Source organism: Methylocystis parvus, assembly GCF_049675845.1.
Lineage (GTDB): Bacteria > Pseudomonadota > Alphaproteobacteria > Rhizobiales > Beijerinckiaceae > Methylocystis > Methylocystis parvus_A.
In genome coordinates, this window is sequence record NZ_CP187161.1 from 963,592 (window position 1) to 981,037 (window position 17,446).

The following is a 17,446-nucleotide window of genomic DNA, read 5'->3' on the forward strand; positions in this document are numbered from 1 at the left end:
AGACCGAAAATCTCGGCCTTGATTAAAGTCAGCGCGCGACGCGCGCATAGGGGACTTCCCGGAGGGAAATCCGAAGTACGGGAGATTTACACGAAAGCGCGGCATGTCAACTGGCCAAATCGGCCGTTGGGGCATTATTCCCCCGGAAGTCCGAATTAAAGGAAATCATCGATGAGCGCCGCAACCTTGGCCGGCGCGTCCTCGGGCGAAAAATGGCTCACGCCCGCCAGCCTCTCGATTCTCACGCCGGGGACGTAGCGGTCGGTTCCATCCAGGCAGGCGACGCCCAGGGCGACATCGTCCAATCCCCAGACGATCAGCGTCGGAATCTCCACTGGCTCGGAGAGATCCCGCGCCCGCGCCAGGTCATGCGCCGCCTGCCGATACCAATTGAGCATCGCCGTCGCCCCGCCCGGAGCGGCGGCATTGTCGCGATAGACGTCCATGACGTCGGCCGGGACCGCGCTGGCGCGACCCGCCGCCTGACGGATCATCGCGGCGGTCAGGAACCCGCGCCCGACGGACAGCAGCCAATCCGGAAAGCCCGGGATTTGAAAAACGGCGACATAGGCCGAGCGCAGCTTTTGCGAGAGGCTACCGAACGCCCGCCTGAAACAGAGCGGATGCGAGATGTTGATGAAAACGAGTTTTTCCAGGGGCCGCAGCTTCCGGATGGCGACGACCCAGGCGATCATCCCGCCCCAATCATGCCCGATCAGCGTCACCGACCCCGCCCCGGCGGCGTCGATGAGCGCGGCCACGTCCCCGGTCAGGGCCAAGAGCGAATAGTTCTCCTTGCCGGCCGGCTGATCCGTTCCGCCATAGCCGCGCTGATTCACGGCCCAGACGCGATAACCCTTTGCGACGAGCGGGGCCACGAGATGGCGCCACATCACGGCATGTTCGGGGAACCCGTGGAGCAGCAAAGCGAGCCGCTCCCCCTCCCCGGCCTCGAAAACCTCGAAAGTCAGGCCATTGGCCGGAATGAAAATGCGGCGGGCGCCGAGAAGGGCTTCCTCGCGCGTCAACCGGCGAGCGCCGGGCAACTCGGACAGGGAGTTCCGCCCGACATGGCGGCGCAGCTCTCGCCCGCGCCAGCGTCTCCGCCGGGAGCCGGCTTGGCGATCAGCGAGAGCTGGCGCTCGACATGGCTCGCGCCGCAAGCGGGGCATTGCGGCGTCTCCTCGAAACGCGCCAGCGTCTCGAATTCATGGGCGCAGTCCTGGCAGCGAAAGGCGTAGAGGGGCATGGTCTCTCACGGGGTGGAAAATCAACATGCCTATGTTACGCCCTCGCTGCGCCGCGGCAAAGCGGGACCGCCCGCGCCGCGCCAATGCGCACTAGATTGATTACGACGAACCCGCTTCGAGAGACCCCATGACCTATCGCGCTCCGCTCCAGGATATTCTCTTCACGCTGCGCCTCGCCGCAGGCGCGGACGCCGGTGGGATTTATGCGGACATCGCTGGCGGCGTCGGCGAGCAGACCCTGAATGAAGCAGCCAAATTCGCGGAAGGCCAACTTCTGCCGCTCGACCGGATCGGTGATCGAACCGGCGTGAAGCTCGTCGACGGCGCCGTGATCACCGCGCCCGGTTGGCGCGAGGCTTACGCGGCCTGGCGCGACGGCGGCTGGAACGCCATCTCCGCCGATCCGGAATATGGCGGGCTTGGCCTGCCCGCTCTGCTCAACGCCGCCTGCACGGAAATCTGGAACGCGGCGAACATCTCCTTCGCCCTCTGCCCGCTGCTGTCGCACGGCGCCATCGAGGCGCTGGAGACGCACGCCGCCACCGCGCTGAAGGACGCCTATCTCGCGAAGATCGTCAGCGGCGAATGGACCGGGACGATGAATCTCACCGAGCCGCAGGCGGGCACAGACCTCGCGCTGCTGCGCTCGCGCGCCGAGCGAAACAGCGACGGCTCCTATCGCCTCACGGGCCAGAAAATCTTCATCACCTATGGCGAGCACGATCTCGCCGACAACATCATCCATCTCGTGCTCGCACGCCTGCCCGACGCGCCGGCCGGCGTGAAAGGCATTTCACTTTTCCTTGTGCCGAAATTTCTCCCGGACGAAAAAGGAGCCTTCACGCGGCGCAATGCCGTGCGCTGCGTCGGCGTCGAACACAAGCTCGGCATCCATGCGTCGCCGACCTGCACCATGGCCTATGAGGACGCCATCGGCTTCCTGATCGGCGAGGAAAATAACGGCCTCGCCTGCATGTTCACGATGATGAACAATGCGCGCCTCAATGTGGGACTGCAGGGCGTGGCGCTGGCCGAGCGCGCGACGCAGGCGGCCTTCGAATATGCGCGCGAGCGCAAGCAGGGACGCGCGATCGGCGCCTCTGAAACAAGCGCCATCATCGCGCATCCCGACGTGCAGCGCATGCTGCTCACCATGGCGAGCCTGACGATGGCGGCGCGCATGATCTGCTTCGAGACAGCCGCGTCGCTCGACCGCGCGCATCGCTCAGACGACGCCGCGAAGGCGAAGGAAGCGGATGAGCGGGCGAGCCTGCTCACCCCCGTCGCCAAGGCTTTCTCGACCGATATTGGCAATGAAGTGACGTCGCTCGCCGTGCAGGTCCATGGCGGCATGGGCTATATTGAGGAGACGGGCGTCGCCCAGCTCATGCGCGACGCGCGCATCTGCGCGATCTATGAAGGCACGAATGGCATTCAGGCCATCGACCTCGTCGGCCGCAAATTGCCGATGAGCGGCGGCGCGGCGCTGAAGCGCGAGATCGAGGACATGCGCGCCATTGCGCGCGAGAGCAATTATGCGGCGGTCGCTGAAGCGGTGGAGGCGTTTGCGAAAGCGAGCGACTATCTAGCCGGCGCAATGAAATCCGCGCCGAGCGAAGCGCTCGCCGGCGCCACGCCCTATCTGCGCCTCTTCGCGTTCGCGCGCGGCGCTACGCTTCTGGAGAAAGGCGCGCGGGTCGCGCGTCAGGCCGGCGATCACAACGCGGCACGCTATGACACGCTGGCGCATTTCTTCGCGAAGAACATCGCCGTTGCGGCGCCGGGGCTGGCGAGGGTTGTGATGGAAGGGGCGAAGTCCGTGACGGAAGGCAGCGGGTGGTTTGGGGGGTGATCGCATTCCCTCTCCCCGTGCAACGGGGAGAGGGTTAGGGTGAGGGGAGAGGCGTCCGCCTCAACGTTCCCAAAGAGCCATGCGTGCGGCCCGCCCCTCACCCCAGCCCTCTCCCCGCAAGCGGGGAGAGGGGGTTTCCGGCATTCCCGGTGAGGGCGACGATCTGCCCCCTCTCCCGCGAAGCGGGGGAGGGTTGGGGAGGCGGCTATCCACCCATGAACGCCCGCAAAGCCCCCTGCTCTTCCGCGCTCATATGCAGTCCCAGTTTCGAGCGCCGCCACAAAACATCGTCCGCCTTCCGCGCCCACTCATTCTCGGCGAGATAACGCAGCTCCGCTTCGGTAAACCCGCAGCCGAAATCGCGACCCAAATCCGCCGTCGAATGCGCCGCCTTTAGGAAGCGCTCGGCGCGGGTTCCGTAAGCGCGCGCAAGGCGCAGCGCGAGCGCGTCGCCCAGAAACGGCCTCTCGGCCTTCAGACTCACCAGATACTCGTCAAACTCCATGTCGCCGCCCGGAAACACCGCGCCCTGCGTCCAAGCCTCGCCATGCGGCGGCAGGAAATCCCGCAGATCATCCAGCGCATGTTCGGCGAGACGCCGCGCGGTGGTGATCTTGCCGCCGAAGACGGAAAGAACCGGCGCGGCGCCCTCGGGCGCGTCGAGATCGAAGGCGTAATCGCGCGTGACGACGGACGCGTTCAGCGAGCCGTCGTCGTAAAGCGGGCGAAGGCCCGAATAGCTCCAGACGATGTCGCCGCGCGCAACGGGCTTTCGGAGGAAATGGTTGGCCGACTCCATCAGGTAATCGGTTTCAGCCTCGCTGATCGACACACCGCCCGGCGCACCCTCATAAGGAACATCCGTTGTGCCGATGAGCGTGAAGTCATGCTCGTAAGGGATCGCGAAGACGATGCGGCCATCTGGATTTTGCAGGATGTATGCGTGTTCGCCCTCATAGAGCTTGCGCGCGACGAGATGCGAGCCCTTCACGAGCCGCACATGCTTGCGCGAATGCGCGTGCAGAGCGCCTTCGATCACTTCCGAAACCCAGGGCCCCGCCGCGTTGACCAATGCGCGCGCCTCGATTTCCGGGCCGCCCTCCAACGTCGCGATCCAACGCCCGTCCTCGCGCCTAGCCCGGGTCAGTCGCGTTCCCACGGTGATCGTCGCGCCGCGCTCCTTGGCGTCGAGCGCGTTGAGGACGACAAGGCGCGAGTCCTCGACCCAGCAATCGGCGTAAGTGAAGCCGACATTGTAGCTCTCGCGCAAAGGCGCGCCGAGCGCGTTGCCTTTGAGCGAGACCATATGCGAACCCTCGAGCCGCTTGCGGCGCGCGAGGTGGTCGTAGAGAAAAAGTCCGAGCCGCAGCATCCAGACGGGGCGCAGACCCTTCTCGTGCGGCAGCACGAATTTCAGCGGCCAGATGATATGCGGCGCGGCGGCGAGCAGTAGCTCGCGTTCGGCCAGCGCCTCGTGCACCAGCCGGAACTCGTAGAGTTCGAGATAGCGCAGGCCGCCATGGATGAGCTTCGTCGAGGCGGAGGACGTGCCGCTCGCAAGATCATTCTGCTCGACGAGGCGCACCGAAAGCCCCCGCCCCGCCGCGTCGCGTGCAATCGCGCAGCCATTTATGCCGCCGCCGATGATCAGAAGATCGTATAACATGCGCGCCGCCCGCTCCCGCTCATGCTCAATCTAAGGAAGGGGCCGGCGGACGCAAGGAAGGCTGCTTTAAAGCCTTCCGCAGCTTGCCGAAAAACCTCCGAGGCGGCCTCGTCCTTCGAGACGCGAGCTGCGCTCGCTCCTCGGGATGAGGCCTAAGTGCTCGGCGCAGCAAGAAGGAGCCCCTCATGCTGAGGAGCCTGCGAAGTAGGCGTCTCGAAGCACGAGGGTCGTCAGACCGACTTTAAGGGAAGCGGTTATTACCCCTTCCGCTCGATCTTCGTCAGCCCGCCCATATAGGGCCGCAGGACCAGCGGGATCGTCACCGAGCCGTCGGCTTCCTGATAATTCTCCAGCACCGCCACCATGGCGCGGCCGACCGCGACGCCGGAGCCGTTGAGCGTGTGCACGAAACGCGGCTTGCCGTCCGGGCCGCGCGAGCGGGCGTTCATGCGGCGCGCCTGGAAGTCGCCGCAGACCGAGCAGGAGGAAATCTCGCGATACTTCCCCTGCCCCGGCAGCCAGACTTCGAGATCGTAGGTCTTCTGCGAGGCGAAGCCCATGTCGCCCGTGCAGAGCGTGACCTTGCGATAGGGCAGCTCCAGCGCCTGCAGGATCTTCTCGGCGCAGCCGGTCATGCGCTCATGTTCCTCGAGCGACTGCTCGGGCGTCGTGATGGAGACGAGCTCCACCTTGTAGAACTGGTGCTGGCGGATCATGCCGCGCGTGTCCTTGCCGGCTGCGCCCGCTTCCGCGCGGAAGCAATAGGTGCCGGCGGTCATGCGCATGGGCAGATAGGACTCATCCAGGATCGTTTCGCGCACGAGGTTGGTCAGCGGCACTTCGGCGGTGGGGATGAGCCAGTAATCCGCCGCCGGCATCAGCGGTTCCGCGGTGGGATCCGGCTGCCCGCTCTGGCGCCCCGCCGTGACGGAGAACTGATCCTCTCGAAACTTCGGCAGTTGCGCCGTGCCGAACATGGCGTCGTCGCGCACCAGCAGCGGCGGCGCAACCTCGACATAGCCATGATCGCTCGTATGCAGATCGAGCATGAATTGCGCGAGCGCGCGTTCCAGCCGCGCGAGCGCGCCCTTGTTGACGACGAAGCGCGCGCCCGACAGCTTGGCGGCGACTTCGAAATCCATGAGGCTCAGGCCCTCGCCGATCTCGAAATGCTCCTTCGGCGTGAAGTCGAATTTGCGCGGCTCGCCCCAGCGCAACGCCTCGACATTGTCATGCTCGTCCTTGCCGTCCGGCACAGCGTCGAGCGGCGTGTTCGGAATGCTCGACAGCGCGTTTTCAAGCTCGGCGACGGCGTAGCGCTCGGCCTCTTCCAGAGACGGCCAGTTTTCCTTGATCTGCGCGACTTCCGCCTTGAGCGCTTCGGCCCTGGCGTTGTCGCCCGCCTTCATCGCCGCGCCGATCTCCTTCGAGGCGGCGTTGCGGCGCTCCTGCGCCTGCTGCAACCCGGCGATCGCCGCACGGCGCGCGTCGTCGAGCGCGAGAAGCTGCGCCGACAGAGGCTCCAGCCCGCGGCGCTTGCGGCCATTGTCGAAGGTCTCGGCGTTATCGCGAATCCATTTGATGTCGTACATGTCGGGCTACCGCGCGGAGGGAAGTAACAGGCAAAATGCTCAACCCGTCATGCCCGGCCTTGTGCCGGGCATCCACGCGGCGCCGCTGTAACGACATGCGGAGAGATGGCAGAAGCCTCTCGGCGTGGATGGCCGGGACAGGCCCGGCCATGACGGCGGGCTGTTCGGGCGCCTTTGTCTCGCAGCCGCGAAAGGGGGTCAAGCCGACGAGATGTCGCTTATTCCTGCGCCGCCGCTTCCTGCTCGGCCCGCTTCTTCTCGACCATGCGCACGGAATAGATCGACGCCTCGTAAAGCAGCATGCCCGGCAGCGCCAAAGCGAGTTGCGAGAAGACGTCCGGCGGCGTGAGGATCGCCGCGACGACGAAGACGATGACGATGGCGTAACGGCGCTTTTCTCTCAGAAACTCGGAAGAGACGATGCCCACCTGCCCGAGCAGCGTGAGAATCACCGGCATCTGGAAGACGACGCCGAAGGCGAGCACCAGCGTCATGATGAGGAGAGATATTCCGAAACGCGCGGCAAGAGCTCGATCTGCGCCTTGCCCGGTTCGTTCGCCTGCTGCATCCCGATGAAGAAATGCAGCAGATTGGGCATGACGAGGAAATAGACCACCAGCGCGCCGACCGCGAAAAAGATAGGCGTCGCGTAGAGATAGGGCCGGAACGCCGCGCGCTCATGGCGATACAGGCCAGGCGCGACGAAGGCGTAGAGCTGCGAGAAGACGACGGGGCAGGACAGGAAAGCCGCCGTGAAGAGCGCGACCTTGATCTGCGTGAAGAAATATTCCTGCGGCGCCGTGTAGATCAGCTTCGCCTCGGGCCCCGCGACCTGCGTATAGGGGATGACGAGGATGTTGTAGATGTCCTTGGCGAAGAAGAAGGACAGCACGAACATCGCGAGGAACGCGAGCAGCGCCTTGATCAGGCGCTCGCGCAATTCCATCAGATGTTCGATCAGCGGGGCCTTTGAGGCTTCGATTTCCGCTTCGTCGGCCTCGTTCATTCCTTGGGCTTCTCCGCCGGTTCCTGCGCCTCGCTGGCGCCCTGCGCGTCTGGCGGCCCGGAAGGCTCGGGCGCCGGCGCGGCCCCGAAGGCCGCCGTCACATCGTCCGGATCGTCTTCCTTCGCCACCTCGGCGGATTTCTCAGCCTTGGGCTCGCCCTCTATCGCCTTCGTGATCTGCTTCTTCACCTCGGTCATCGGGTCGAAGGCGCCGTCGAGCTTCGCGCTCGACATGATGGAGCGGTTCGTCTCCTCGATCTCCTTCTTGAGATCGGCGAGTTCCGCCTCGCGCATGGCCTCCATGAACTGGCCCTGGAACTCCGAGGCCATGCGGCGCATGCGGCCGGTCACCTGCCCCAGCGTGCGCAGCACGCGCGGCAAATCCTTCGACGGTATCGCGATGAGCGCGACAATGCCGATGACGATGAGTTTGCCGGGGTCGAGATCGAACATGTCCTGGTCCGGGCGGATGGCCTGAAGCCCCCTCCCCAGCCCTCCCCCGCTTCGCGGGAGAGGGGGGTAGATCGTGGCCTTCATCGAGCGCGCTGATCGCGAGTGTTCCCTCTCCCGCTTTCGGGGGAGAGACAGGGAGGAGAAAACGCCTCCCTTGTTAAACCTGTTTGCCGTCGGCCGATTTGTCGCCCTCGATGGCGCGGGTCTCGGGCTTCGCCGCCTCGGCGACCTCGTCCTCGGCCATGCCCTTCTTGAAGGCCTTGATGCCCTTGGCGACGTCGCCCATCACGTCGGAGATCTTGAACTTGCCGCCGAACAGGATGAACACCACGCCGCCGACGATGATCCAGTGCCAGATCGACAAACCGCCCATGGCGGGAACCTCCGAATGCGAGAACTCTCGCGAACCTATGCGGCCCGGGGCTCAAAAACAAGGCGACAGACTACCGGAATGATCGGTTCTGAGAGGTGGCGTTAATCCTGTCTCCCCGCTACGGGAGAGAGGGGCTCTTCAGTCGTCGTTCAGAGCCTCCGGCGCCTCGACAGGCTCCGGCTCTTCGGGGAAGTCCATCTCCAGCGCCTGCGGGGCGTCGTCCTCCAGCGGGTCCTCGTCGTCCCGCAGGGTAATGTCGTCGGAGGGCTGCGGCACGCCGAAGCCCTTGGGCAGGCGGCCGTCGAACAGCCCCGCCGCCTTGAGCTCGTCCAGGCCCGGCAGGTCGCCGATCTGCTCCAGCCCGAAATGCATCAGGAAGCTGTCGGTCGTGCCATAGGTGATCGGCCGGCCCGGCGCCTTGCGGCGACCGCGCAGGCGGATCCAGCCGGTCTCCAGCAGCGTGTCGAGCGTGCCCTTGGAAATGGCGACGCCGCGGATTTCCTCGATCTCCGCGCGGGTCGCCGGCTGGTGGTAGGCGATGATGGCCAGCGTTTCCAGCGCGGCGCGGGAGAGCTTCTTCTCCTCGACCTGCTCGCGGGCGAGGATCCAGTTGAGATCCGCAGCCGTGCGGAAGAACCATTTGGCGCCGACGCGGGTGAGGTTCACGCCGCGATTGGAATAATGCGCCTTGAGCCGCTCCAGCACGTGCGCCAGCTCGACCTCGTCGGAGACGCGCCGGGTCATCTCGGCCTCGTCGAGCGGTTCCGCCGAGGCGAAGAGCATCGCCTCGACAATGCGTTCGGCCTCGCGAAGGGCGACCTCGTTACGGGCCAGCGCCTCGTCGCTGTTGACGTCGAAGAGTTCGATTTTTTCCGCGGGCTGCGCCAATGCGCGTCCTCCTTAAAAGAGAGTCTCTGCGGCGGGCACTGGCGGGCGTTCCGTCCGGCGGCGCAGCCAGAGCGGCGCGAAGGGGCGATCCTGCCGAATGTCGAAATGGCCCTCGCGCACCATCTCCAGCGAGGCGGAGAAGGACGAGGCGCGGACGGTGCGCGCGGTCTGCAAGTCCACGCAGTATTGCAGCAGATAATCGTCGAGCACGGTCCATTCCGCCGCGACGCCCGCGAGCCGCTCCAGCGCCTCGCGCGCCTCGGCGAGCGACCAGACGGCGCGCTGCCGCAGAACGACGCGCGTGACCGCGGTCTTCTGCCGCTGGCGGGCATAGGCCGACAGGAGGTCGAAAAGGCTCGCCTGATAGCGGGCCTGCGAGATCGTCTCCAGACCCTCCGGGCCGCCGCGCAGGAACATGTCCCGCCCGAGGCGCCCGCGCTGGGTCAGCCTGTCCGCGGCGAGGCGAATCAGCTCCAGCCGCCTGAGCCGCTCGGCGAGCGCGGCGGCGAGGTCGGCCGCCGAGGGCTCGTCGCTGTTCTTGGGCGGCTCGGGCAGCAGCAGGCGGGATTTCAGGAAGGCGAGCCAGGCCGCCATCACGAGATAATCGGCCGCCAGCTCCAGCCGCACCCGCCGCGCCGCCTCGATAAAGGCCAGATATTGCTCGGCAAGCGCGAGAATGGAGATGCGGGAGAGATCGACTTTCTGGCGGCGCGCCAGTTCGAGCAGCAAGTCGAGCGGCCCTTCGAATCCGTCGAGGTCCACGAGAAAGGCCTCGCCCTCCTCGCGCGGTTCCTCCGACAGATCGAATGACAGTTCCTGAGCCATTGATTCTCCGGCGACTCAAGCCCGTTTACGGACTATTCACCATGACGCCCGGAGATTGGTCGCTTTATGGCGCCCCCGCAAGCGCGTCGGTGCCGCTGCGGGCTCCATCCACAAGATAGAGGGGTGGATAACTCGGCCAGCTACTCTCCGTAGACGCACGGCGGCATCAGGCGCGCGAGGGGCAGAAGGAGCGGCTGGCAAAGGCGAAGATCGCGCTCGTTTTTGCCATCCGGAATAGTCGACCGGACAATCCATCCGGGAGGGCAACGGCGTCTCGCAAAGATCGTTGTTGCGCGACGATCACGCAAAACGGTCGTCCACCCGGTTCAACTCCATTGCCCAGAGCGCGCCTGCCTCTACCGGATCGAGATGATGGTCCGTCGGATCCGGATTGCGAAAACGCTCAGCAACGACTTTGGTTTTTTCATCGAGCGTCGAATGAGATATGTCGATGAAAGGAAGAGATCGCAGATCAGCTGCCGCGCGAAGCCGCTCATTATAGGCCAAAGTCAATTCCGTTCTCTGCACGAGCGTCGCCGTCACTTCTCGCCTTGCATTCGCGACTTCGCCCCAATCCTGTCCATCTAAAATAGTTGGCAGCGTTGCGCCCGAGATCACGACAGTCGAGTAGCCATCGCCTAGCAGTTCGTCGACAAAGCCGATGTAGCCGGCGATGGATTGCTCGAATTGGGAGTCGATGCTCTCACTGTATTTTTTGGCCCTGTACCAGATGACAAAGCCGCAATCGACCTCTCCCAAGTGAATTACCGGTCGTGCTCCGGTTGCGCGCGGCAATAATGAAGCTCTGAAAACGCTCACCGCGTCGGTGAGCGCGTTCGGATTGCGGAGCCCGACCGCCGTCGCTCCGCCGACTTCGGTAAACACACAGGGGCTATTGATCAAACCGACATTCGAAGCATGTCGAAACGCTCGGATGTGACTGTCGCCGACAATATGCCAGTAATTCACGTCATGCTCTTTCGAGACAGGTTTATTGCGCGCTGGAAGACCTTTGCTTGCGCTCTGCGAAAGAGCGAGGGGCACGGCGATTCGCGCCCCTCGCTGAAGGCTGATCAGCGGCGTTCGCCACCGCCGTTGATCCGATCCGCCTCGCCGTCGATCTGGATGATGGCCGGATTGGCGGGCGGCGGGGCCGCATTGACGACGAAAAACAGTTCACCGCCCTGCTCGACGATGACGAAAGCCGCCTGAACATTGTTGAAATTCTTGAAGACCTGCGTCAGCTCGAGGATCCCCGTGCAATCGGCGTTGACGCTGTAGAGGCCCGCCGTGATCGTAGAGGGCGCCAGCGGATCGCCATTGATCCGGCCGATGAAGCTCGCATCGAAGGCGCCGGCGCCGTTAAAGGTGAGCTTCGCAACGGCGTTGATCTTGCGTTCAGGCAAGGACGGGACCTGAACGACGCCGTTGAGCTTGGCTCCGTAAGCGCCTTTGAGGGTCGACAAGGAGCATGTGCGCCCCCCATCGGCCATTGCGCCAGAAGCAAGAATGCACATCGCCGCGACGGTGAGCGATTGTAAAATACGATTATAGGCTGAACGCATATTAGTTCTCCTCGAAAATATCTCTAATCACGCCTGGAAGCGGGCGCGGTGTTGGAAACCGGGTCCGCGCGCGCAATGGAACGCCAGGATTGTGACGAAAAAATATAGCATTTATAAAAGTTTAATGCTCAGGCGACCGCCATCGCCGCCTCGAACTCGGCGAGGCTCGCCGCAATGTCGAAAGCCTCGATCTCCCGCACGCAGGCGAGCGCCTTTTCGGCGCGCTCCAGCGCCTTGCCAGACAAGAGCGGCGCGCCCTCGGCCACCGGCGCGGCCTCCGCGAGGTCGCCATTGCAATGCAGGACCATGTCACAACCCGCGGCGATGGCGCGTTCCGCGCGCTCGCGGAAACTGCCGGTCAGCGCCTTCATGGAAAGGTCGTCGGTCATCAGCAGGCCGTCGAAGCCGATGAGGCCGCGGATGATCTCGCCCACCACGGTCTTCGACTGCGTGCCAGGCGCCGTGCGATCGATCGCCGTGTAGACGACATGGGCGCTCATCGCCATGGGCAGGTCGGCGTTCGCCGTGAACGGAGGGAAATCGACGGCCTCGAGCTCCGAACGCGGCGCATCGACGACAGGGAGCTCCAGATGGCTGTCGGCCTTCGCGCGGCCGTGGCCGGGGATGTGCTTCATCACCGGGGCGACGCCGCCGGCCATCAGTCCTTCGGCGGCGGCGCGGCCGATCTTGGCGGCGCGGGCGGGATCGCGGCTATAGGCGCGGTCGCTGATGATGGCGTGCGAGCCCTCCGCCGGCACGTCGAGCACCGGCAGGCAATCGACGTCGATCCCCACCTCGCGCAGGTCATGCGCCATGAGCCGTGCGCCGAGCCAGGCGAGCCGCGCCGCCCGATCCTCGTCGGCGCCCGCCGCCTCGAAACGCGCGGCGCTGGGATAGGCGCGCCAGTTGGGCGTATTGAGCCGTTGCACGCGGCCCCCTTCCTGATCGACCAGCACCGGCGCATGTCGGCCGAGCGCGTCGCGCAGGTCGGCAGTCAGTCGCGCCACCTGTTCGCGGGTGTCGACATTGCGCCGAAAGAGGATGACGCCCCATGGCGCGGCGTCGCGCAGAAAGGCGCGCTCTTCGGCGTCGAGGGAAAGGCCTTTCAGGCCGCAGATGAAGGCGCGCATGTCTGCTCCGAATCGCAGGCGGTTTGGGAAGAGAATAGCCGCCCTCTCCAACCCGCAAAAACGAAGCGGCCCGGATCGCTCCGGGCCGCCTCAGGTTTCGTGGTCCTGCGAGCGGTCAGTTCCCCGCGACGAAACAGTTGCCGCCAGACGCCTTGACCTTATTGCAGATCGCGTTCGCCGAGTCCTTGCTCACCCCGGCGACGCGAACGCGATAGACCGTCTTGTCGCCGACCTTGGCGGGCTTGAAGGTAGCCTTGACGCCATATTTGGCGGAGACCGTCTTCAGCAGGTTCCGCGCCTCTTCCTCGCTGCCGGCGGCGCCGAACTGCACGGCGTAATTACCGCTCGAAGAAGCAGCCGGCGCAGCCGTCTCGGCCTCTTCCGCAGCCGGAGGTTCGGTCGCGGCGACCTTGGGCGCGGGCTTTGGCTTGGCGACAGGCGTCGTGACGGTCCTGGCCTCGGGTTTCGGCGTCGCGCCCTTGGCGAGCGCCGGATCGGCCGGGGCTGGAGCGGCGTTCCTGGCCACCGCCGGAGGCACCCCTGCGTCCTCGACGCGGCTGCCGTCGGGGCGCACCGTGACGGTCTTCACTTTCTTGGGCTGCGCGCCAAGCGCGGGCTCGTGCGGCGCATCGACCGGGCCGTTGCCGAGCTTCACAACCTTGGGCGCGACGGTTGGATCGACCGCCTGCTCCTGATGGGTGACGACCTGCTTGACCGGCGTCGGGTCCTTGCGGTCCAGCACGGCGGCGCCGCTGGCGTTCGGCGCGTCCTGATCGGCGTCCGCGCTCGGCTTGACCTTCACCGGCCCCTCGGGCGCGTTGATGACAGCGATGTCCTTGGACGAACCGCCGCCATTTCGGTGCATGAAGCCCCAGGCGATGCTGCCGACCGCGACGACGGCGATCGCCGCCACTGCGTGCCAGGGGCGCAGATATTTGCGAATGCCGGCGCCGCGCTCGTCGCCTTCAAGCCCATCCTCGTCCCCGTAGTCGAGATATTGGGCGTCGTCGCCCCAGCCGCCCTCGGCGCCGCCATGATAGGCCTGGTCATATTGCTGGTCGGAATAGCCATGCTCGGAATAGCCATGCTCGGCGTGGCCATGATCCTGTCCATAGGCCACGTTGTGCTCGGCGTAATGCTGGTGGCCGTGACTGTCGTCGTAATGGGGCGCCGGCTCCGAGGGGACCGGCGGCGGCGCATCGTAGGAGCCGCGCAGATGCGCGTCCCAGGAGGAAGCGGGCTGCGCCTGCGGGGCGGCGCGCTGGGGACGCGGATCGGGCAGCAATTCGCGATAAGGATCGGCCTCGGCCGGCTCACCCTGCATCAGCCGGGCGAGTTCGCTCAACGGATCGGCTTTCGGGGCGGCCTTGGGCGGCTCCCCTCCCCGCATGCGCCGCTCGAATTCCGAGAGGTCGATGGCGGGGCCTCTGACGGACGATTCACGCATGATATACCTCGGTGGTCTTCCCGTTGGCGGAGCTTATCGTCAAGCGTCGCGCGGGGGCCGACGGCCGAAGTTCACGCGTCAACGCATTTCGTCGGGGGCGCTCACGCCGAGAAGTCTCAGGCCCGACCCCAGGACGACGGTTAAGGATAAAACCAAAGCGACCCGGGCGCTCGTTAACTCTCTCTCTGTTGCATTAACAAAGCGTAATTGTGGCTGATCTTTGCCGCGGTTCCAATGGGCGTGGAAGACGCTCGACAACTCATGGAGATAGAAAGCGACGCGATGCGGCTCATGGGCCGCCGCCGCCGCCTCGATCGCGCGCGGATATTGAGCGATCATGCGTGCGAGCTGCAATTCGCCCTCGTCCGTGAGCAGCTCCAGCTTCGCTTTTGAGAGCGCCGAGAGCGACGCGTCGAGATCGGGGAACGCCGCCAGGGCCTGGCGCAGGACGGATTTGGCCCGCGCATGGGCGTACTGCACATAGAAGACGGCGTTGTCCTTAGACTGCTCGATGACCTTGGAGAGGTCGAAATCGAGCGGCGCATCGTTCTTGCGATAAAGCATCATGAAGCGAACGGCGTCGACGCCGACTTCGTCCACGACTTCGCGCAGCGTGACGAAATCGCCCGCGCGCTTCGACATCTTCACCGGCTCGCCATTGCGCATCAGCTTCACGAGCTGGCAGAGCTTCACGTCGAGCGAGACTTTCCTGTCGGAAAGCGCGGCGACGGCGGCGCCCATGCGCTTCACATAGCCGCCATGGTCGGCGCCCCAGACGTCGACGAGCGTGTCGAAGCCGCGGTCGATCTTGTACTTGTGATAGGCGATGTCGGCGGCGAAATAGGTCGGCGAGCCGTTGGACTTCTTCAGCGCGCGGTCGACGTCGTCGCCGAAATCCGTAGAACGGAACAGCGTCTGCTCGCGGTCCTCCCAATCGTCGGGCAACTGGCCCTTGGGCGGCGGCAGGCGGCCTTCATAGACGAGCCCTTTCCCGCGCAGCCATTCGATCGCCGCGTCGATCCTGGACGGGCCGTTTGAGGCGTCGTGCAGGGTGCGCTCGGAAAAGAAGACCTCATGACGGATGTTGAGCGCGGCGAGGTCGTCGCGGATCATGTCCATCATGGCGTCGATGGCCGCGTCCTTGACGATCGGCAGCCACTCGCTCTCCGGCTTGTCGAGCAGCGCCTCGCCATGCGCCTTGGCGAGCGCCGCGCCAACGGGCTTGAGATAGTCGCCGGGATAGAGCCCCTCGGGAATCGTGATCGTCTCGCCGAGCGCCTCGCGATAGCGCATGAAGGCGGAGCGGGCGAGCACCTCGATCTGGGCGCCGGCGTCGTTGATGTAATATTCGCGCGTCACCTCGCAGCCGGAAAAGGCGAGGAGATTGGCGAGCGCGTCGCCGAAGACCGCGCCGCGGCCATGGCCGACATGCATCGGGCCAGTGGGGTTGGCGGACACATATTCGACATTGACCTTGCCCTGGAGCGCCCCGGCCCGGCCCTTTTCGACGCGGCCGAAATTTTCGGGGGCGTTCAACGCAGCCCGCAGCACCTGCGAAAAGATCTCGGGCTTCAGCCTGATGTTGATGAAGCCCGGCCCGGCGACCTCGGCCGTCGCCACCCCCTCCGATTCCGCCAGCGCATAGCAGATCGCCACCGCCAGCTCGCGCGGATTGGCGAAACTCGCCTTGGCTTCCTTGGCGTAGACCATGGCCGCGTTGCAGGCGAGATCGCCCAGCGCCGCGTCCTTCGGCGGTTCGACGACGAAGCGCGCGAGGTCGAGCGGCGGCAGGCGCCCCTCAGCCTGGAGGCCGTCGAGGATCGAAGCGATGCGGTCGTGGAAGATGTCGAAAATGTTCATGGAGGTCCGGCTGCACAGGTTTTCGCGCGCGGGTCTAGCAGACCCCGCGCGCGAATGCATCTCCGCCGGCCCCGGAGCCTCAGGCGCCCGGCCTGGGCTGGACCTCGAAATGCAGCATCATGCCCATGTCCTCGTGCTCGACGAGGGGGTAGCGGCCCGTACCCTTGACGATCCCGTCGAAATCGAGCCGGCGCTGAATCTGCCTGAAGACCGACTTGCCGGCGGTGTCCCTATCGAGCTTGCAGCGCGCCGTGACGTCCGGCGGCGCAAAGCCGAAGGAACGACAGGAGGATAAGCGCGAGGGCGGGCGCGACGCTATGCGCCGAATAACCGCTTCACTTCCTGCAAAGCATATCTGTCCGTCATGCCTGCGATGTAATCCGCGACGACGACCGCGCGCGCGCCCTCTTCGCGGGCGGCGGCGAGCGTCGTCCATTCGGGCGGCATCAAAGCAGGGTTTTCCAGAAACGCGGGAAAGAGTCGCGAAATCGCGCCGCGCGCGCGCTCCCAGACGCCGAGAACGCGCGCGTGGCGGTACATATTCGCGAAGAGGAAACGCTTGAGATCATGCTCCGCCGTCGTCATGTCCGGCGACAACGCCACCATGACCTCGCCGGCGTTGCGCACCTCCGCCGCGCTTTGTGGCGCGAGGCGTTCGAGACGCGCGGTCGCCGTTGCAATCGCGTCCTCTACGAAATGCGTAATGACGCGGCGCACCAGTTCGTGAATGACGCGACCGCGTTCGAGGCCCGGGTGCTTCGCGTGAACCTCATTCAGTAGCCCAGCGATGAAGGGCGCGCCCGCCGCAATCTGCTCCAGCGAGAAAAGCCCGGCCCGCAGCCCGTCGTCGAGATCGTGCCCGAGATAGGCGATGTCGTCGGCGAGCGCGGCCGCCTGAGCCTCGACGCTCGCGAAGGTCGACAGCTCCAGCGGATAGACGGCGTCGAATTCCCGGATGTAACGCGACAAGGGCCGCAGCGCCTTCGGCCCTTCGAGCGGGCCGTTATGCTTGACGATGCCCTCCAGCGACTCCCAACAGAGGTCGAGACCGTCATAGTCGGCGTAGCGCCGCTCCAGCAGCGTGACGACCCGCAGCGCCTGGGCGTTGTGATCGAAGCCGCCATAGGGCTTCATGCACCGCTCGAGCGCCTCTTCCCCGGCATGGCCGAAGGGTGTGTGGCCGAGGTCGTGCGCCAGCGCCACCGCCTCCGCCAGATCCTCGTCGGCGGCGAGCGCGCGAGCGAGGGCGCGGGCGATCTGGCCCACTTCGATCGTGTGGGTGAGGCGCGTGCGAAAATGGTCGCCGTCGAGCGGCACGAAAACCTGCGTTTTGTGCGCGAGGCGGCGAAAGGCCGTGGAGTGGATGATGCGGTCGCGGTCGCGCTGAAACGCGCTGCGCGTCGGCGAGGGCGACACGGCGTAAAGGCGGCCGCGAGAATTGGTCGCGTCGCACGCATAGGGCGCGAGAGGCTGTCGCAGCGCCACGGTCTGGCTCCAGTCATTGAAAGGCCCGGACGGCGGGCTTATGTTGCAGCGCATA

Annotated in this window: 16 protein-coding genes and 1 pseudogene; 2 read left to right on the forward strand and 15 right to left on the reverse strand. The window is 65.4% G+C overall.

Features of this window, described 5'->3' with window-relative positions; translation table 11 throughout:
• Nucleotides 1-155: 155 nt before the first annotated feature.
• A complete protein-coding gene (locus tag ACPFMJ_RS05200) occupies nt 156-1,028 on the reverse strand; it encodes an alpha/beta fold hydrolase (RefSeq protein WP_424362786.1) in 873 nt (290 codons plus the stop codon).
• Nucleotides 1,025-1,249: an FmdB family zinc ribbon protein gene (locus ACPFMJ_RS05205; protein WP_424362787.1), complete on the reverse strand. Its 225-nt coding sequence runs from the start codon at nt 1,247-1,249 to the stop codon at nt 1,025-1,027. The genes ACPFMJ_RS05200 and ACPFMJ_RS05205 overlap by 4 nt, the downstream gene beginning before the upstream one ends.
• Before the next feature lie 128 nt (nt 1,250-1,377).
• On the opposite strand from ACPFMJ_RS05205, the gene ACPFMJ_RS05210 reads away from it, so the two are divergent.
• Nucleotides 1,378-3,102: an acyl-CoA dehydrogenase gene (locus ACPFMJ_RS05210; protein ID WP_424362788.1), complete on the forward strand. Its 1,725-nt coding sequence runs from the start codon at nt 1,378-1,380 to the stop codon at nt 3,100-3,102.
• A 205-nt stretch (nt 3,103-3,307) separates the two neighbouring features.
• Here the strand turns inward: ACPFMJ_RS05210 and glpD are convergent, their stop codons facing one another.
• The 12 genes and pseudogenes from glpD to argS all read right to left on the reverse strand — a co-directional run bounded on the left by glpD (nt 3,308) and on the right by argS (nt 15,906).
• Nucleotides 3,308-4,768, reverse strand: a complete 1,461-nt coding sequence (glpD, locus tag ACPFMJ_RS05215) for a glycerol-3-phosphate dehydrogenase (RefSeq protein WP_424362789.1) — start codon at nt 4,766-4,768, stop codon at nt 3,308-3,310.
• A 257-nt stretch (nt 4,769-5,025) separates the two neighbouring features.
• Entirely contained in the window at nt 5,026-6,360 is a 1,335-nt protein-coding gene (serS, locus tag ACPFMJ_RS05220; RefSeq protein ID WP_424362790.1) for a serine--tRNA ligase, read from the reverse strand.
• 218 nt (nt 6,361-6,578) lie between these two features.
• A pseudogene (gene tatC, locus ACPFMJ_RS05225) lies at nt 6,579-7,366 on the reverse strand (twin-arginine translocase subunit TatC).
• Nucleotides 7,363-7,818, reverse strand: coding sequence for a Sec-independent protein translocase subunit TatA/TatB (locus ACPFMJ_RS05230; protein WP_424362791.1), 456 nt, complete (start codon nt 7,816-7,818; stop codon nt 7,363-7,365). The pseudogene tatC and the gene ACPFMJ_RS05230 overlap by 4 nt, the downstream one beginning before the upstream one ends.
• A gap of 157 nt (nt 7,819-7,975) precedes the next feature.
• Complete coding sequence (locus tag ACPFMJ_RS05235) at nt 7,976-8,191, reverse strand: twin-arginine translocase TatA/TatE family subunit (protein WP_424362792.1); 216 nt, start codon at nt 8,189-8,191, stop codon at nt 7,976-7,978.
• A gap of 138 nt (nt 8,192-8,329) precedes the next feature.
• Nucleotides 8,330-9,079 (reverse strand): SMC-Scp complex subunit ScpB, encoded by a 750-nt coding sequence (gene scpB / locus ACPFMJ_RS05240; RefSeq protein ID WP_424362793.1) that lies wholly within the window; start codon nt 9,077-9,079, stop codon nt 8,330-8,332.
• Nucleotides 9,080-9,091: 12 nt separating this feature from the next.
• Nucleotides 9,092-9,904, reverse strand: a complete 813-nt coding sequence (locus ACPFMJ_RS05245; RefSeq protein ID WP_424362794.1) for a segregation and condensation protein A — start codon at nt 9,902-9,904, stop codon at nt 9,092-9,094.
• Between the two features lie 300 nt (nt 9,905-10,204).
• Nucleotides 10,205-10,873 carry a hypothetical protein gene (locus ACPFMJ_RS05250; RefSeq protein WP_424362795.1) on the reverse strand — a complete coding sequence of 223 codons (669 nt, stop codon included), beginning with the start codon at nt 10,871-10,873 and terminating at the stop codon, nt 10,205-10,207.
• 104 nt (nt 10,874-10,977) lie between these two features.
• Nucleotides 10,978-11,469: a hypothetical protein gene (locus ACPFMJ_RS05255; protein WP_424362796.1), complete on the reverse strand. Its 492-nt coding sequence runs from the start codon at nt 11,467-11,469 to the stop codon at nt 10,978-10,980.
• Between the two features lie 128 nt (nt 11,470-11,597).
• Nucleotides 11,598-12,599, reverse strand: a complete 1,002-nt coding sequence (gene nagZ, locus ACPFMJ_RS05260) for a beta-N-acetylhexosaminidase (protein ID WP_424362797.1) — start codon at nt 12,597-12,599, stop codon at nt 11,598-11,600.
• Between the two features lie 115 nt (nt 12,600-12,714).
• Complete coding sequence (locus tag ACPFMJ_RS05265) at nt 12,715-14,046, reverse strand: SPOR domain-containing protein (RefSeq protein WP_424362798.1); 1,332 nt, start codon at nt 14,044-14,046, stop codon at nt 12,715-12,717.
• Between the two features lie 78 nt (nt 14,047-14,124).
• Nucleotides 14,125-15,906, reverse strand: a complete 1,782-nt coding sequence (gene argS, locus ACPFMJ_RS05270; RefSeq protein ID WP_424362799.1) for an arginine--tRNA ligase — start codon at nt 15,904-15,906, stop codon at nt 14,125-14,127.
• Between the two features lie 109 nt (nt 15,907-16,015).
• Here argS and ACPFMJ_RS05275 point away from each other — a divergent pair, with 109 nt between their 5' ends.
• The gene (locus tag ACPFMJ_RS05275; protein WP_424362800.1) at nt 16,016-16,201 is read left to right on the forward strand and encodes a hypothetical protein; all 186 of its coding nucleotides are present in this window, start codon (nt 16,016-16,018) and stop codon (nt 16,199-16,201) included.
• 20 nt (nt 16,202-16,221) lie between these two features.
• Here ACPFMJ_RS05275 and ACPFMJ_RS05280 read toward each other — a convergent pair whose 3' ends face one another.
• Nucleotides 16,222-17,445 carry a deoxyguanosinetriphosphate triphosphohydrolase gene (locus ACPFMJ_RS05280; RefSeq protein WP_424362801.1) on the reverse strand — a complete coding sequence of 408 codons (1,224 nt, stop codon included), beginning with the start codon at nt 17,443-17,445 and terminating at the stop codon, nt 16,222-16,224.
• Nucleotide 17,446: the final 1 nt, after the last annotated feature.

Excerpts from the sequence above, each read along its gene's own strand:
- nagZ (WP_424362797.1), bottom strand. The coding sequence starts at position 12,599 with ATGCGCGCCTTCATCTGCGGCCTGAAAGGCCTTTCCCTCGACGCCGAA.
- ACPFMJ_RS05205 (WP_424362787.1), bottom strand. The coding sequence starts at position 1,249 with ATGCCCCTCTACGCCTTTCGCTGCCAGGACTGCGCCCATGAATTCGAG.
- ACPFMJ_RS05265 (WP_424362798.1), bottom strand. The coding sequence starts at position 14,046 with ATGCGTGAATCGTCCGTCAGAGGCCCCGCCATCGACCTCTCGGAATTC.
- ACPFMJ_RS05275 (WP_424362800.1), top strand. The coding sequence starts at position 16,016 with ATGCAGCATCATGCCCATGTCCTCGTGCTCGACGAGGGGGTAGCGGCC.
- ACPFMJ_RS05245 (WP_424362794.1), bottom strand. The coding sequence starts at position 9,904 with ATGGCTCAGGAACTGTCATTCGATCTGTCGGAGGAACCGCGCGAGGAG.
- serS (WP_424362790.1), bottom strand. The coding sequence starts at position 6,360 with ATGTACGACATCAAATGGATTCGCGATAACGCCGAGACCTTCGACAAT.
- ACPFMJ_RS05230 (WP_424362791.1), bottom strand. The coding sequence starts at position 7,818 with ATGTTCGATCTCGACCCCGGCAAACTCATCGTCATCGGCATTGTCGCG.
- glpD (WP_424362789.1), bottom strand. The coding sequence starts at position 4,768 with ATGTTATACGATCTTCTGATCATCGGCGGCGGCATAAATGGCTGCGCG.
- argS (WP_424362799.1), bottom strand. The coding sequence starts at position 15,906 with ATGAACATTTTCGACATCTTCCACGACCGCATCGCTTCGATCCTCGAC.
- ACPFMJ_RS05255 (WP_424362796.1), bottom strand. The coding sequence starts at position 11,469 with ATGCGTTCAGCCTATAATCGTATTTTACAATCGCTCACCGTCGCGGCG.
- ACPFMJ_RS05210 (WP_424362788.1), top strand. The coding sequence starts at position 1,378 with ATGACCTATCGCGCTCCGCTCCAGGATATTCTCTTCACGCTGCGCCTC.
- ACPFMJ_RS05280 (WP_424362801.1), bottom strand. The coding sequence starts at position 17,445 with ATGCGCTGCAACATAAGCCCGCCGTCCGGGCCTTTCAATGACTGGAGC.
- ACPFMJ_RS05235 (WP_424362792.1), bottom strand. The coding sequence starts at position 8,191 with ATGGGCGGTTTGTCGATCTGGCACTGGATCATCGTCGGCGGCGTGGTG.